This is a genomic window from Bradyrhizobium sp. SZCCHNR2028, assembly GCF_032380995.1.
In the GTDB taxonomy this organism is placed as follows: Bacteria; Pseudomonadota; Alphaproteobacteria; order Rhizobiales; family Xanthobacteraceae; genus Bradyrhizobium.
On the sequence record NZ_JAUHJF010000004.1, the window covers coordinates 213737 to 228379 of the forward strand.

Genomic DNA, 14643 nt, shown 5'->3' on the forward strand with positions numbered 1-14643 from the left:
CCAGCTTGGCGCGCGTATGGAATCCCTGGCGGCAGCATGGACCTGATCATTCGCAACGCGATGCTGGCGCAGCAGGGCGAACTGCGCCGCGCCGATATCGGAATTTCCGATGGTGTCATCGCGGCGATCGCGCCGTCGCTGCCAGCCGACGGCGCGGAGCGCGACGCGGAGAATTGCCTCGTCGTTCCCGGCTTCATCGAGACGCACATCCATCTCGACAAGACTTGCATCCTCGACCGCTGCACCATCCGCGACGGGACAGTCGCCGAGGCGGTGCGCGAGACCGCGGCCGCGAAGCGCAACTTCACCGCTGATGATGTCTACGCGCGAGCGAAGCAGACGGTGGAGCGCTGCGTCAGCCATGGCACGATGCGCATGCGCACCCATGTCGAGCTCGATCCCGGCATCGGCTTCATCGGCTTCGAGGCGATCCGGCGGCTCGCGCTGGATTATGCCTGGGCGCTCGATCTCGAGATCTGCGTATTTCCGCAGGAAGGTCTCACCAATTATCCCGGCACCGAGGAGCTGCTGATCGAAGGCCTGCGCCGCGGCGCGCGAACCATCGGCGCCGCCCCGTATTTCGACACCGACCCGCCGGCGCAGATCGACCGCATCTTCGCGATCGCGCGCGAGCACGACGTCGACATCGACATGCATCTCGATCTCGCCGAGACGCTCGATCACATGCAGATCGAATATGTCTGCCGCAAGACCGAGGAGTATGGCTGGGGCGGCCGCGTCGCCGTCGGTCACGTCACGCAGCTGTCGCTACTGCCGCCGCAGCGCTTCAAAGCCATCGCTGCGCAATTGGCCAATGCCGGGGTCGCCGTCACCGTGCTGCCCTCGACCGACCTGCATCTGATGGGTCGCCGGCAGGATCATGCGATCCCACGCGGCGTCGTCCCCCTGGAGCCGCTACGCGCTGCGGGCGTGACCTGCTCGCTCTCGACCAACAACGTGCTCAACCCGTTCACGCCCTATGGCGACGGCTCGCTGATCCGCATGGCCAATCTCTATGCCAATGTCTGCCACGTCTCACGCCCTGACCATCTCGCCGCCTGCCTGGACATGGTGACCCATGATGCGGCCCGGCTGATGCGTCTCGACGACTATGGCATCAGGGTCGGCGCGCCTGCCGATCTGGTCTGCATCGATGCGTCGACGCCGACCGAGACGGTGGCGACCCTGGCGCAGCCGCTATGGGGCCTCAAGCGCGGCCGGCCATCGTTCTCGCGGACGCGGCCGTTGCTGCATCGGCCGGGGTGACGCTAGAGTTAGAATAGGAGACCAACCATGCGCGTGATCAACGTTGCCGCCGCCCAGATGGGGCCGATTCAGCGCGCCGACAGCCGCGAGGCGGTGGTGGCGCGCATGATCGCACTGCTGGACGAGGCCAAGCGCCGGGGGGCCGATCTCATCGTCTATCCAGAGCTGGCGCTGACGACGTTCTTTCCGCGCTGGTACATGGAGAATCAGGTGGAGGTCGATAGCTGGTTCGAGCTAATGATGCCGAATGCCGCCGTGCAGCCGCTGTTCGATCGCGCTGCGCAGCATGGTATGGCGATGTATCTCGGCTATGCCGAGCTGACGCCGGATGGGCACCACTACAACACCGCCATCCTCACGGATCGCAGCAGCACCATCGTCGGCAAGTACCGCAAGGTGCATCTGCCCGGCCACGAGGAGTTCGAACCGGAGCGCAGCCACCAGCATCTGGAGAAGCGCTATTTCGAGCCGGGTGATCTCGGCTTTCCGGTGTGGCGCGATCTTGGCGGCATCATCGGCATGGCGATCTGCAACGACCGCCGCTGGCCGGAGACCTATCGCGTGATGGGGCTGCAGGACGTCGAGCTGGTGCTGATCGGCTACAACACGCCGTCGGTGAACTCATTGAAGAGCGCCGAGGGCCTGCAGCAGCGCCTGTTTCACAATCGCCTCTCGGCGCAGGCCGGCGCCTATCAGAACTCGTGCTGGGTGGTGGCGGTCGCCAAGGCCGGCGTCGAGGACGGCCATCACCTGATCGGTGGCAGCCTGATCGTCAATCCCGACGGCGAGATCGTCGCGGAAGCCGTGACGGAAGGGGACGAGGTGCTGGTCGTGCCGTGCGATCTCGATGCGACGCGGTTCGGCAAGCAGACGATCTTCGACTTCGCAAGGCATCGGCGGATCGAGCATTACGGGCTGATCACCAGCCGCACGGGCGCGGTGCCGCCGGAGTGAACAACGAGTTTTTTAGCTGCCGGAGCTAAGCAGATCGCAGTTATTGTGCTCGACTCCAGCGACGACAATGGTGTCGTCCCGGCGAACGCCGGGACCCATACCGCGGAAGCTATCGAGGAACGTGACTGTTAGTTGCCTGCCTCACCGCAGCCGGTGGTTATGGGTCTCGGCTCAAGGCCGGGACGACAGCCGTGTGTGAGGCGACCGGTCGGGCAGATCAGCGAATGCAGAGCGCAAGGCTCAGCGCCACTCACCCAGCAAACGCCACCGCGCCGAGCGCCATCGTCACCGCAGCCTGGGTCGGATCGATCACCGGAATCCCCAGCGCCTCCTCTAAGCTCTTCCGGTGCCGCGCCATGCCGGCGCAACCCATCACGATGGCGCCGGCGCCGTCCTCCTCCTTCAGCGCGCGGCCGACCGCGATCATCTTCGCCAAGGTGCCTTCGCCTGACGCCGTCTCCGCCACGGTCATGTCCAACGGCCGTTCCGCGGCCAACCGATCCATCAAGCCCATCTGGCGGAGATAGCGGATGTGGCGGCGGATCGAGCGCTGCGCGATGGCGAGAACGCCGAACGTGTCGGCGCGGGTCAGCGCGGTGAGCACGCCGCATTCGGCGATGCCGAGCACCGGCCGTGCCGTGGCCTCGCGGCAGACATGCAGGCCAGGGTCGCTGTAGCAGGCGATCACGAACGCGCTGGACGCGTTGTCGCCCTCGACGAGACGCCGCAGCGGCAGGGTGACGCTGTCGGCGTCCTTCTGGCTCTCGATGCCGTATGGACCTTCCTTCAAGGTCTCGCAGACGATCTCCGGCCCGTCGGCGAACATCAGCGGCTTGAGCGCCGCCGCCAAGCCGTCGGTGACCACCTGGTTGGAGTTCGGATTGATCACGGTGATGCGCGGGCGGGACATGGGTGCTACCTGCTTCTTCAGTGTTGACGGCGCGTGACAGGCAACCACTATGCCATGGCTGACGCAATGGGGCCGATGCGGTCGTCTCGCGTCCACGGCGTTCCATCTGGCAGAACTAGGAGATCGCGATGACCGAGCCGGCCTATGACCTGATCATCCGGGGAGGGCGCGTCGCCACCACCACCGACACGTTCGAGGCCGACGTCGCGATATCAGGCGAAACCATCACGGCGATCGGCCGCGGGCTCGGCCCGGCCAAGCGCGAGATCGATGCGCGCGGCAAATATGTGCTGCCCGGCGGCGTCGACAGCCATTGCCATATCGAGCAGCTCTCGGCGGCAGGGATCGTCAATGCCGACACGTTCGAGAGCGCCACCACGTCGGCCGCGTTCGGTGGCACCACGTCCGTGATCTCCTTCGCGGCCCAGCATGTCGGCATGCAGTTGCCGCAGGTGGTCGAGGACTATCACGCGCTGGCGCGCAAGGGGGCCGTGATCGACTACGCGTTCCACATGATCGTCGCCGATCCGACCAGGGAGACGCTGGAGCGCGATCTGCCGGCGCTGATCCGCCAGGGCCACGGCTCGATCAAGATCTTCATGACCTACGACCGGCTCAAGATCGACGACGAGCCGCTGCTCGACATTCTCGTCGCCGCGCGCGAAGGCGGCGCCATGCTGTGCGCGCACGCCGAGAACCATGGCATCATCTCCTGGATGGTGAAGCGGCTGCTGTCGCGCGGCTACACCGCGCCGAAATATCACGCCATCAGCCACGCCCGCTTCTCCGAGGCCGAAGCGTTCAACCGGCTGATCGGCATGGCCGCCCTCGTCGATCAGCCGATCATGATCTTCCACGTCTCGACCGCGGAAGGCGCCAAGGTGATCCGGGATGCGCGCGGGCAGGGGCTGAAGGTGTTTGCTGAGACGTGCCCGCAATATCTGTTCATGACGGCTGATGATCTCGACAAGCCCGGCATCGAGGGTGCGAAGTGGATGTGCAGTCCGCCGCCGCGCCGCGCGCCCGATCAGGAGGCGCTGTGGCAGGCGCTGTCGCTCGGCGACCTGCAGACGATCTCTTCCGATCACGCGCCGTATCGGTTCGACGAGACCGGCAAGCTGCGCGCCGGCCCCAACCCCAACTTCAAGCAGATCGCCAACGGCCTGCCGGGCCTGGAGCTGCGGCTGCCGCTCTTGTTCGACGCGATGGTGTCGAAGGGGCGGCTGGGCCTCAACAAGTTCGTCGAGCTGACAGCGACGGCGCCGGCCAAGATCTACAATCTGCATCCGAGAAAGGGCGCGATCGCGATCGGCGCCGATGCCGACATCGCGCTGTGGGATCCGGACAAGCACGTCACGATCAGCGATGCCGCCATGCACGACCTCGCCGGCTACACGCCATTTGCGGGGCGCAGCGTGCAGGGTTGGCCGGTGACCGTGCTGTCGCGCGGCCGCGTCATCGTTGACGGCGGCAGACTGTCGGCCCAGCCCGGCTCCGGCCAGTTCCTCGCCCGCAGCGGTGGCGAGGCTGCGAAGCCGACGGGGCGCCTGGTCGCGGATATGGACCCGGAGCAGAATTTTGGGGCGAAGCTGCTCTAGGCGCGAAGAGCTGTTGGAGTAGCTGATCATGTTGACGCGGTCGCTCCGCTCTTCGCCGTCATGGCCGGACTGGACCCGCGCATCCACGTGCTTCCCAGGATGCCGTCGGACGTGGATGGCCGGGACGGCGCTAGGCCATGACGTGGGGAGAGAGCTGAACGCCCTTCGTCGATCGCTGTCCACGCGAGGAACTCTTTGATGCATGTCCTGATCTTCGGCGGCGCCGGCTTCGTCGGGCTCAACATTGCGCAAGGCCTGCTGGAGCGCGGCCATGCCGCGACGATCTTTGACGCAGCAGGTTTGCCGGCGGCAGCGCAGCGCGCCCTTGCGCCGTATCGCGAGCGTCTGCACCTGGTGCAGGGCGACGTCACCGATGCGAGCGCTGTCGCGGCCGCGATCGGCAATGGTTGCGATGCCGTCGTGATGGGCGCGGCGATCACCGCCGGAGCCGAGCGCGATGCCGCCGACCCCGAGCGCATCCTCGCGGTCAATCTGCTGGCGCAGGTGCCGATCCTGCAGGCGGCGCGCGGCAGCGGCATCCGCCGCGTCATCAACCTGTCCTCGGCGGCGTCCTATGGCGCCAGCGGTCAGCGCTTTGCCGTGCTGGAGGAGACCACACCGTGCGAGCCGGTGTCGCTCTATGCGATCACCAAGTTCGCCTCCGAGCGCGTCGCCGCGCGGCTGTCGGACCTGTGGCAAACCGACGTGATCAGCGTGCGCCTGTCGGCAGTCTTCGGCCCTTTCGAGCGCGCCGGCGGCGTGCGCGACACGCCATCGCCGCAGGCGCTGATCGCGGCCTGTTGCGCGCGCAATGCGCCGGCGCTGCTGAACGAGCCGGGCGACAAGGACTGGGTCTATGCGGTCGACGTCGCCGACGCCGTCCGCCGGTTGCTGGAAGCCGAGAGGCCGCAGCACAGGCTCTACAACATCTCCAACGCAGCCATGTTTACCGCCGAGGCCTGGGGCCGCGCCTTCGCGCAAGGCCGCTCCGGTTTCGTCTGCCGGCTCGCGGAGCAGGGCGAGGCGCCGACGGTGCCGGTGTTTGCTCCGAACCGCGGCCGGCTGTCGACGACGCGATTGGCCGAGGAGTTCGGCTGGCGCGCTCGCTTCGACTGCGCGGCATCGGCCGAGCATTTCGGCCGCTGGTTCGATCAGCACGGGAGAGATTGAGATGAGGCTCGCAGGCAAGGTCGCGATCGTCACCGGCGGCGGCTCCGGCATTGGGCGCGCTAGCGCCGTGATGTTCGCGCGCGAGGGGGCACATCTCGCCCTGGTCGATCGCGACGCTGCGGGCGCGGATGAGACGCTGGCGCTTGTGCGGAGCGCGGGCGGGGATGGCAGCGTCCATGTCGGCGATGTCGGTGACGCCGACTTCGCCAAGGCGACCATCGAGGGCGTGGCCGGGGCACGGTGCCGGCTCGACGTACTGATGACCGCGGCCGGCTTCTCCTGTGGCGGCACCGTGGTCACGACCGATCCTATGGATTGGGACGCGGTGTTCCGCGCCAATGTCGGCGGCACCTGGCTGTGGGCCAAGGTCGCGGTGCCGATCATGCAGAAGCAGAAGGCCGGATCGATCATCACCGTGGCGTCGCAGCTTGCGGTCGCCGGCGGCAAAGGCAACAGCGCCTATATCGCCGCCAAGGGCGCGATCATCAGCCTGACCCGCACCATGGCGGTCGACTTCGCCGCCGATGGCATCCGCGTCAATGCGCTGGCGCCGGGCGCGATCGACACGCCGCTGCTGCGCCGGAGCTTTGCGCGCCACGCCGATCCCGAGCCGGTGCGCGAGGCCTCGCGCCAGCGCCACGCCATGAAGCGTTTTGGCGCGGCAGACGAGGTCGCGGCCGCCGCGCTGTTCCTCGCCAGCGACGAGGCGTCGTTCACGACCGGCATCGTGCTGCCGGTCGATGGCGGCTGGCTGGCGGCGTAGCTCAACGCCTCGCAGTGCCGGATTTCCGATCGCGCCCGCGCAAAATGTCCGCAAGCGCGGCCGCGTTGCGAGACAGTGGCTCGAAGCGTGGCGTCAGCAGATACGCGCGCATCGGAATCTTCGGTGCGAGTGGCCGTGCCGCGAGGTCGGGCCAGGCGCGGCCGCGCAGCACGAATTCGTCGACCACGGCAAGGCCCGCGCCGGCGCGGGCCATGGCGCAGGCGTCGGGCGTGTAGCGCACGATGGTGGTCGGCTCCGGGCCGCCGGCGAGGGCCGATGTGACGATGTGGCCATAAGGCGTCTGCGGGCCGAAGCCGACCAGCGGATAGGGCAGCATGTCCTTCGGCCTGACGCTGCGCAGCTTCGCCAGGGCATGATTGGCCGGCATGATTACGTGCAGCGCGCCCTCCGCGATCGTCTCGACCGCGACTGTCGGCTCGTCGACCGGCAGCACGGTGATGCCGAGATCGGCGCGGGCTGTGCCGACGCGGCTGACGATCTCCAGCAGGGTCAGCGACTCGAACTCGACGCGCAGATCGGGAAAGCGGTCGCGCAGCCGCGCCAGCGCCTCCGGCACCATGCTGTGTCCCGCGCTCGGGCTCGCCACCACGCGGATCGTCCCGGTGCCGCCCGCGCGCAACTCGTCGGCGAGATCGTTGATGCGCGCGACGCCGCGATGGACGTGCTCGACCTCGGCGAACAGCCGCCTGGCCTCCGGCGTCGGCTGCACCCGGCCGCTGATGCGCTCGAACAGCTTGAGCTTGAGGCCATCCTCGGTATAGGCCAGCAGCCGGCTGATCGCGGGCTGCGACACGGACAGCAGCCGCGCAGCGCCGCTGATCGAGCCTGTCATCATGATGGCGCGGAACACCTCGATCTGGCGCAGATTGAGCGGCATGCGACCTCTTGTCTCGCTGCGGATGGCTGTCGATTCTAGCTGCCGCTGCCGTCCCATAACAAGCTGTTATGGGCGGCGGACAAATCGGTATGGTCGGCTCCAGGCTCGCTTTGCTAAGCTTCGCTCGCCGGGTGACATGACTGATGGAGAGAGCGTGAGCGACAGCGAGCGTGTCGATCGCGATTGCGCGTGTTTCATCCGGTGGCCGGCATGAGCGCCGGTCTCGCCGCGCTGACGGCCCAGGTCCGCAGCGATCTTGCCAGGATCGCGCATCCCAGCATGCCATGGCTGACGCCTATCATCGGTCCCGATGGCCGACCTGCGCGCGATGTGTTGATCGTCGGCGGCGGCCAATCGGGTCTTGCCACCGCCTTCGCGCTGCTGCGCTCACGCGTCAGCAACATTCTCGTGCTCGACAAGGCCGAAGCTGGCCGCGAAGGACCGTGGCTCAGCTATGCGCGCATGCCGACCCTGCGCAGCCCGAAAGATTTCACCGGACCGGATCTCGACATACCCTGTCTGACCTATCAGGCGTGGCACGAGGCGAAGTTCGGCGGCGAGAGCTGGCGCAATCTTGACCTGATTCCGCGCGAATATTGGGCAGACTATCTCGCCTGGTATCGCGAGGTGCTCGACCTTCCCGTGCGCAACGGCTGCGAAGTCGTCGATATCGCGCCGGCCGCTGATGGACTGCTGCAGGCGACCGTGCGCAGCAAGGATGGTGAGGCGACGATCTACGCCCGCAAGATCGTGCTGGCGACCGGGCAGGAGGGGATGGGCGACTGGAGCATTCCGGAGCCGCTGCGCGATCTGCCCGCAACGCGCGGCGCCCATTCCGGCGCCGAGATCGATTTCGACAGCTTGCGCGGCCGCCGCGTCGCCGTGATCGGCGCCGGTGCCTCGGCGTTCGACAATGCGGCGGCTGCGCTCGAAGCCGGTGCGGCGCGCGTCGATCTGCTATGCCGCCGCACGGAAATCCAGCTGATCCAGCCCTATCGCTGGCTGACGTTCCGCGGTTTCCTGCGGCATTTCTCCGAGCTCGACGACGTCTGGCGCTGGCGTTTCATGCGCGCGGTCCTCGAGTTGCGCGAGGGCTTTCCGCAGCACACCTATGATCGCTGCGCCCGTCATGCCGCGTTCCATCTACACGAGGGCGCGCCGATCGTGGCCGCGTGCGAGACGTCCGACGGAGTCGTGCTGCGGACACCGCAAGACGAAGTCACAGTCGATTTCGTAGTCAGCGCGACGGGCATCTCGATGGACTTCGCAAAGCGTCCGGAGCTGCAGCGCTTTGCCGCCAACATCGCACGCTGGTGCGATCGCTACACGCCCGACGCCAGCGAGCGCAACGACCGGCTCGGCGCCTTTCCCTATCTCGCCGACGACTATGCGCTGTGCGAGCGTGTGGCTGGCCGGACGCCGTGGATCCGCGACGTCCATGTTTTCGCCATTGCCTCGACGATGAGCTTCGGCGCGTCGGGTTCTTCCATCAATGCAATGACCACAGCGGTGCCGAAGCTCGTGCATGGGCTGACGCGCGGGTTGTTCAAGGCCGACATCGACAAGCATTGGGCCAGCTTCCAGGCCTACGATGTGAAGCAGGCCGAGGTGCGCCGTGGCACGTGAATTGCTGCTGCGCTTCCATCTGATGCGCTTCCATCTGCTGCGCTTGCGTCGCCGGTGACCGCTGGCAGGGTATTTCAGTCCCGGATTTTGAGACCAATGAGGGAACAAGGGCGATGAGTTTCGAGATGTCCAAACGTTCGTTGTTCGCCGCGACCGCCTTGCTCGCGGTGATGCTGGTTGCGCCATCGGCGCATGCGCAGAGCCGCGCCGAGACTCTGCGCTATGTCACCGGTGCCACCGTCAACACGCTCGATCCGAACATTCCGGGCTCGACGCGCGAGGCCTTCGCGCTGTCGATGTCGAGCTACGACCGGTTGGTGTCGTTCGGTCGCAAGCAGCTCAATGGTAAGTGGGTGTTCGATCTCGACACGATCACCGGCGAGCTCGCTGAATCCTATCAGGTCAGCGCTGACGGTTTGAAGATCACCTTCAAGCTGCGCCCCGACGCCAAGTTCCAGGACGGCTCGCCGGTGACGGCCGAGGACGTCAAATGGTCGCTCGACCGCTGCGTCAGCGCGCCGATCCTCGGCAAGGCGCAACTGCTGACGGGCTCGCTGACGTCGGCCGATCAGTTCAAGGTCATTGATCCCCTGACGTTCGAAGTGACCTTGCCGAAGCCGGACAAGCTGGCGCTGCCGAATCTCGCGACCGTCTATCCGATCATCATCAACTCCAAGCTGGCCAAGGCGCATGCGACGGCTGAAGATCCCTGGGCGCTGAACTGGACCAAGGAGAACGCGGCCGGCAGCGGCGCCTACATCGTCGAGACCTTCAAGCCCGGCGAGCAAGTGATCGCCAAGCGCAACGAGGCCTGGAACCGCGGCACGCCGGACAAGCCGGCGGCGTTCAAGCGCCTGATCATCCAGTCTGTGCCGGAGCCGGCGACGCGCGCCAACCTTGTCGAGCGCGGTGATGCCGATCTGGTCATCGATCTGCAGGCGAGCGACGTGCAGTCGCTGGAAAGCAAGGGCAAGCTGAAGGTGATCTCGACGCCGCAATACAACGCGGTGACCTTCATCTCGATGAACAACACCATCCCGCCGTTCGACAACGTCAATGTGCGTCGCGCCGTCGCCTCCGCGCTGCCCTATGACGACATGTTCAAGGCGGCCTTGTTCGGCCGCGGCGCGCCGCTCTACGGCGCGACGTGGGCCGACGGCAAGCCGCCGAGCGGCGGCTATCCGATCCCGCAGCCGATCAAGCTCGATCTGGAGAAGGCCAAGGCCTATCTGAAGGACGCCGGCATGGCGGACGGCTTCTCCACCACCTTCAGCTTCAATGTCGGCCAGGCGGCGACCGCCGAGCCGATGGCCGCTTTGGTCAAGGAATCGCTCGCCAAGATCGGCATCAAGGTGGACATCCAGAAGCTGCCGGATGCGCAGATGTCGACCGCGATCAACGAGAAGAAGCTGCCGTTCTTCACCGAGGGCATCGTCGCCTGGCTGCCCTCGACCGACTACTTCTATCGCAACTTCTACACCGGCAAGCAGCGCTGGAACTACTCCTCGACCGACAATGCCGAGCTGGAGAAGATCGCGCAGGAGGCGCGCTTCGAGGCCGACAAGGCGAAATATGAGGAGCAGGGGAAGGCGCTCAACGCCGTCCATTTCGACCAGATGTTCCAGATCCCGATCTGGCAGGCGGCGCAGGACGCGGTGATGCAGCCGACGGTGGATGGCTATGTCTACCAGTTCACGCGGCAGGTCGATTATCGTAACCTGAGCCGCAAGTAACGGGGACGGCTGATAACCATGGGCACGATCGGCGCAACCTTGGCTCGGGCGGGACGGCGCTTCGTCTCGTCGCTGCCGGCGCTGTTCGGCGTCCTGGTGTTCACCTTTCTCTTGATGCGCGTGCTGCCGGGGGACCCGGCCGTGTTCTTTGCCTCCGGTCCCAATGCCGGCCAGGAGGAGATCGAGGTGATCCGCCGGCAGCTCGGGCTCGACAAGCCGCTGCCGAACCAGCTCGCGATCTATCTGTACGACGTCGGCCGCGGCAATCTCGGCCGTTCGATGATGACCGGGCAGGCCGTTGCCAAGGACCTCAAGGAGCGGCTGCCGGCCTCGCTGGAGCTGACGTTGACCGCGTTGCTGATCGCGCTGGTCTCGGCGGTGCCGCTTGGCGTGCTCGCAGCGCTCCGGCCAGGGTCGCTGGTCGATCACGGCGTGCGGCTGTTCTGCTCGCTCGGCGTCTGCGTGCCGACCTTCGTCTCCGGTCTGCTGCTGATCTACGTGTTCTATTATCTGCTCGGCTTCGCGCCGGACCCCACGGGCCGCATCGACATCTTCGCCACGCTGCCGCCGCAGCGCACCGGTTTCCTGATCATCGATTTCCTGCTCGCCGGCGATCTCGAGGGCTGGTGGGCGGCGGCGCGGCAATTGATGCTGCCGGCGCTGACCATGGCGCTGTTCGTGATCGCGCCGCTGGCGCGGATCACCCGCGCCTCGATGCTGGTGTCGCTCGGCAGCGACTTCGTGCGCACCGCGCGCTCGGTCGGGCTGTCGTGGTGGCGCATCGTCGTCACCTATGCGCTGCGCAACGCGATCCTTCCGGTGATCACCATCGCAGGCATCGTATTCTCGACCATGCTCGGCGCCAACGTGCTGGTGGAGAAGGTGTTCTCCTGGCCGGGCGTCGCCTCCTACGCGCTCGATGCGCTGCTGGTGTCGGACTACGCGCCGGTGCAGGGCTTCGTGCTGCTGATGGCGACGATCTTCGTGATCGTCAATCTCCTGGTCGATCTGCTCTATGGCATCGCCGATCCCAGGGCGACGGTGGCGTGAGCATGAGCACGATCGAGACCGCGTCGACCCTGCGCCATACCGCGTTCGTGCTACGCGGCAATCCGGTCACCGCCGTCGCAGCCGGCGGCGCGCTGCTGCTGGCACTGATCGCGATCTTTGCGCCGTGGCTCGCGCCTTATGATCCGGTCGCGTCCGAGGTCTCCGCCGCGCTGCAGCCGCCGAGCGCGGCGCACTGGTTCGGCACCGACCAGCTCGGCCGCGACGTGCTGAGCCGCCTGATCGTCGCGAGCCGGCTCGATCTTACCATCGCGGTGACGGCGGTCGCCGTGTCCTTCGCGCTCGGGTCGGTCGTCGGCGCGCTGTGCGGCTATGCCGGCGGCCGGCTCGACAAGGCGGTCGGCCGCTTCGTCGACGTCCTGATGGCGTTCCCGCTGTTCGTGCTGGCGATGGCGATGGTCGCCGCGCTCGGCAACCGCGTCGAGAACATCGTGATCGCGACCGCGATCATCAATCTGCCGTTCTACATCCGCTTCGCCCGCGCCGAAGTGAACATCCGCCGTAATCTCGGCTGGGTCGAGGCCGCGCGGGCCTGCGGCGAGAGCCACATCGCCGTGGTGCTGCGCTTCCTGCTGCCGAACGTGCTGCCGGCGATGGCGGTGCAGATCTCGCTCAATCTCGGCTGGGCCATTCTCAATGCCGCGGGCCTCTCCTTCATCGGCCTCGGCGTCAAGCCGCCGACGCCGGAATGGGGCATCATGGTCGCCGAGGGCGCACGCTTCATCTCCACGGGGCGCTGGTGGCTGGTGGCGTTTCCCGGACTTGCGCTGATGAGCGCGGTGCTGTGCTTCAATCTGCTCGGCGACGGCCTGCGCGACATCCTGGATCCCCGGATGCGCACGTGATGTCTCGTCAAAACCAAGCAGAGCCGGGCGCATCCGAGGATGCGCACGTGACGGCGCCGCTGCTCGAGGTCGAGAACCTCAAGGTGACCTTCTCGACTCGTCGCGGCCTCGTCGAGGCGGTGCGCGGCGTGTCGCTGTCGCTGCAGCCCGGCGAGATGCTGGGCCTTGTCGGCGAGAGCGGCTCCGGCAAATCGGTGACCGGCTTTGCCATCACCCATCTGCTCGACAAGGCCGGCCGCATCACCGATGGCTGCATCCGCTTCAAGGGCCAGGACATCACCCGCGCCGGCGGCGCCGATCTGCGCAGCCTGCATGGCGCAGCCATGGCGATGATCTTCCAGAACCCGCGCGCCGCGCTCAACCCGATCCGCACCGTCGGCCAGCAGATTGCGGATGCGATCCTCGCCCATCGCCGTCTGTCGCGGCAGGAGGCGCAGGCCGAGGCTCTGAGCTTGCTCAAGGCGGTGCAGATCCGCGATCCCGAGCGGCGCATGGGCGCCTATCCGCATGAGCTGTCCGGCGGCATGTGCCAGCGCGTGATGATCGCGATCGCGATCTCCTGCAGTCCGCAGCTCCTGGTCGCCGACGAGCCGACCACCGGCCTCGACGTCACCACGCAAAAGGTGGTGATGGACCTGCTCGCTCATATCGCCGCCGACCGCGGCATGGCGACGATCCTGATCACGCATGATCTCGGGCTCGCCGCGCGCTACTGCGCGCGCGTCGTGGTGATGGAGCAGGGCAGGCTGGTCGAGCAGGCCGAGCCGCTGACGCTGTTCCATCGCCCGCAGCACCCCTACACCAAGCGTCTGGTCGCGGCATCGCCGACGGCGACCTCGCGCATCGAGGATCTGGTGCCCGATGGCGAGAGGATTCCGTTGGTCGAGATAGGCGAGCTGCCGCCTCCGCCGCACGGCACGCCGCTGCTGCTCGACGTCAAGAACATCGTCAAGCGCTTCGACGACGGCACCGTTGGGGTGGCCGACTTCTCGATGACGATGCGCGGCGGCGAGAGCGTCGGCCTGGTCGGCGAGAGCGGCTCCGGCAAGAGCACGACCTCGCGCATGATCTGCCGCCTGATCGACCCCAGCGAGGGCGAGATCCTGTTCGACGGGCGGCCGATCGGCCAGATCCTGGCACGCGACTTCCACGCGAGCGAGCTGCGCAAGGACATTCAGATCGTCTTCCAGGATCCGAACGACAGCCTCAATCCGCGCTATACCGCGTTCGACTGCATCGCTCATCCGTTGTTTCGGCTGATGAACATGCGCAACGGCGACAAGCTGCGCCAGCGCGTGGAGGAATGCGCAGACCGCGTCGGGCTGCCGCGCGAGCTGTTGTCGCGCTTCCCGCATCAGCTCTCCGGCGGGCAGAAGGCGCGCGTCGGCATTGCGCGGGCCATCGCCTGCCGGCCGCGGCTCCTGGTGCTGGACGAGCCGACCGCGGCGCTCGACGTCTCCGTGCAGGCCGTGGTGCTGCAGCTCCTGAACCGTCTTCGGCGCGAGGACAATCTCGCCTTCCTGTTCGTCAGCCACGATCTCAACGTCGTGCGCATGATGTGCGACCGCACCATCGTGCTGCGTACCGGCCTGATCGTCGAGCAGGGCGAGAGCCGGGCGCTGTTCGCCAACCCGCAGACCGACTACACGCGCGAGCTGGTCGACGCCGTGCCGCATATCGCTCGGCCAGCGGCGCTGGTATCGGCCTGAACCCACCCATAACAATCGATTATGGACGGCGGACAACTTGGTATTGGGGACGGCCTCGCCTGTCCTGTTAATTTCCGCCCATCGCAACATCTGCATCTTGAAA

12 protein-coding genes are annotated in these 14643 nt (G+C 66.7%); 10 read left to right on the top strand and 2 right to left on the bottom strand.

Annotated features, from left to right (window positions below; genetic code table 11):
• Positions 1–36 precede the first annotated feature (36 nt).
• Together QX121_RS09240 and QX121_RS09245 are read left to right on the top strand one after the other, a co-directional pair.
• Positions 37–1266, top strand: a complete 1230-nt coding sequence (locus QX121_RS09240) for an amidohydrolase family protein (RefSeq protein WP_315811739.1) — start codon at positions 37–39, stop codon at positions 1264–1266.
• Positions 1267–1293: 27 nt separating this feature from the next.
• Positions 1294–2220 carry an N-carbamoyl-D-amino-acid hydrolase gene (locus tag QX121_RS09245; RefSeq protein WP_315781830.1) on the top strand — a complete coding sequence of 309 codons (927 nt, stop codon included), beginning with the start codon at positions 1294–1296 and terminating at the stop codon, positions 2218–2220.
• A gap of 250 nt (positions 2221–2470) precedes the next feature.
• Here QX121_RS09245 and QX121_RS09250 read toward each other — a convergent pair whose 3' ends face one another.
• Complete coding sequence (locus QX121_RS09250) at positions 2471–3130, bottom strand: aspartate/glutamate racemase family protein (protein WP_315772054.1); 660 nt, start codon at positions 3128–3130, stop codon at positions 2471–2473.
• 128 nt (positions 3131–3258) lie between these two features.
• On the opposite strand from QX121_RS09250, the gene hydA reads away from it, so the two are divergent.
• From hydA to QX121_RS09265, 3 genes are all read left to right on the top strand, one after another.
• Complete coding sequence (hydA, locus tag QX121_RS09255) at positions 3259–4728, top strand: dihydropyrimidinase (RefSeq protein WP_315811740.1); 1470 nt, start codon at positions 3259–3261, stop codon at positions 4726–4728.
• 198 nt (positions 4729–4926) lie between these two features.
• Positions 4927–5898, top strand: a complete 972-nt coding sequence (locus QX121_RS09260) for an NAD(P)-dependent oxidoreductase (RefSeq protein ID WP_315811741.1) — start codon at positions 4927–4929, stop codon at positions 5896–5898.
• Position 5899: 1 nt separating this feature from the next.
• Positions 5900–6661 carry an SDR family oxidoreductase gene (locus QX121_RS09265; protein WP_315811742.1) on the top strand — a complete coding sequence of 254 codons (762 nt, stop codon included), beginning with the start codon at positions 5900–5902 and terminating at the stop codon, positions 6659–6661.
• 1 nt (position 6662) lies between these two features.
• Here QX121_RS09265 and QX121_RS09270 read toward each other — a convergent pair whose 3' ends face one another.
• Positions 6663–7559, bottom strand: a complete 897-nt coding sequence (locus tag QX121_RS09270; RefSeq protein ID WP_315811743.1) for a LysR family transcriptional regulator — start codon at positions 7557–7559, stop codon at positions 6663–6665.
• A 210-nt stretch (positions 7560–7769) separates the two neighbouring features.
• Here QX121_RS09270 and QX121_RS09275 point away from each other — a divergent pair, with 210 nt between their 5' ends.
• The 5 genes from QX121_RS09275 to nikE all read left to right on the top strand — a co-directional run bounded on the left by QX121_RS09275 (position 7770) and on the right by nikE (position 14540).
• Positions 7770–9185 carry an NAD(P)/FAD-dependent oxidoreductase gene (locus tag QX121_RS09275; RefSeq protein WP_315776049.1) on the top strand — a complete coding sequence of 472 codons (1416 nt, stop codon included), beginning with the start codon at positions 7770–7772 and terminating at the stop codon, positions 9183–9185.
• Between the two features lie 113 nt (positions 9186–9298).
• On the top strand, positions 9299–10918 hold the full coding sequence (locus tag QX121_RS09280; protein WP_315811744.1) for an ABC transporter substrate-binding protein: 1620 nt from the start codon (positions 9299–9301) through the stop codon (positions 10916–10918).
• A gap of 18 nt (positions 10919–10936) precedes the next feature.
• A complete protein-coding gene (locus QX121_RS09285) occupies positions 10937–11968 on the top strand; it encodes an ABC transporter permease (RefSeq protein WP_315738484.1) in 1032 nt (343 codons plus the stop codon).
• A gap of 2 nt (positions 11969–11970) precedes the next feature.
• A complete protein-coding gene (locus tag QX121_RS09290; RefSeq protein WP_315738483.1) occupies positions 11971–12831 on the top strand; it encodes an ABC transporter permease in 861 nt (286 codons plus the stop codon).
• Positions 12831–14540: a nickel ABC transporter ATP-binding protein NikE gene (gene nikE / locus QX121_RS09295; protein ID WP_409999324.1), complete on the top strand. Its 1710-nt coding sequence runs from the start codon at positions 12831–12833 to the stop codon at positions 14538–14540. Before QX121_RS09290 ends, nikE begins: the two co-directional genes overlap by 1 nt.
• Positions 14541–14643: the final 103 nt, after the last annotated feature.

Excerpts from the sequence above, each read along its gene's own strand:
- hydA (WP_315811740.1), top strand. The coding sequence starts at position 3,259 with ATGACCGAGCCGGCCTATGACCTGATCATCCGGGGAGGGCGCGTCGCC.
- QX121_RS09275 (WP_315776049.1), top strand. The coding sequence starts at position 7,770 with ATGAGCGCCGGTCTCGCCGCGCTGACGGCCCAGGTCCGCAGCGATCTT.
- QX121_RS09270 (WP_315811743.1), bottom strand. The coding sequence starts at position 7,559 with ATGCCGCTCAATCTGCGCCAGATCGAGGTGTTCCGCGCCATCATGATG.
- QX121_RS09250 (WP_315772054.1), bottom strand. The coding sequence starts at position 3,130 with ATGTCCCGCCCGCGCATCACCGTGATCAATCCGAACTCCAACCAGGTG.
- QX121_RS09280 (WP_315811744.1), top strand. The coding sequence starts at position 9,299 with ATGAGTTTCGAGATGTCCAAACGTTCGTTGTTCGCCGCGACCGCCTTG.
- QX121_RS09285 (WP_315738484.1), top strand. The coding sequence starts at position 10,937 with ATGGGCACGATCGGCGCAACCTTGGCTCGGGCGGGACGGCGCTTCGTC.
- QX121_RS09260 (WP_315811741.1), top strand. The coding sequence starts at position 4,927 with ATGCATGTCCTGATCTTCGGCGGCGCCGGCTTCGTCGGGCTCAACATT.
- QX121_RS09265 (WP_315811742.1), top strand. The coding sequence starts at position 5,900 with ATGAGGCTCGCAGGCAAGGTCGCGATCGTCACCGGCGGCGGCTCCGGC.
- QX121_RS09290 (WP_315738483.1), top strand. The coding sequence starts at position 11,971 with ATGAGCACGATCGAGACCGCGTCGACCCTGCGCCATACCGCGTTCGTG.
- QX121_RS09240 (WP_315811739.1), top strand. The coding sequence starts at position 37 with ATGGACCTGATCATTCGCAACGCGATGCTGGCGCAGCAGGGCGAACTG.
- QX121_RS09245 (WP_315781830.1), top strand. The coding sequence starts at position 1,294 with ATGCGCGTGATCAACGTTGCCGCCGCCCAGATGGGGCCGATTCAGCGC.
- nikE (WP_409999324.1), top strand. The coding sequence starts at position 12,831 with ATGTCTCGTCAAAACCAAGCAGAGCCGGGCGCATCCGAGGATGCGCAC.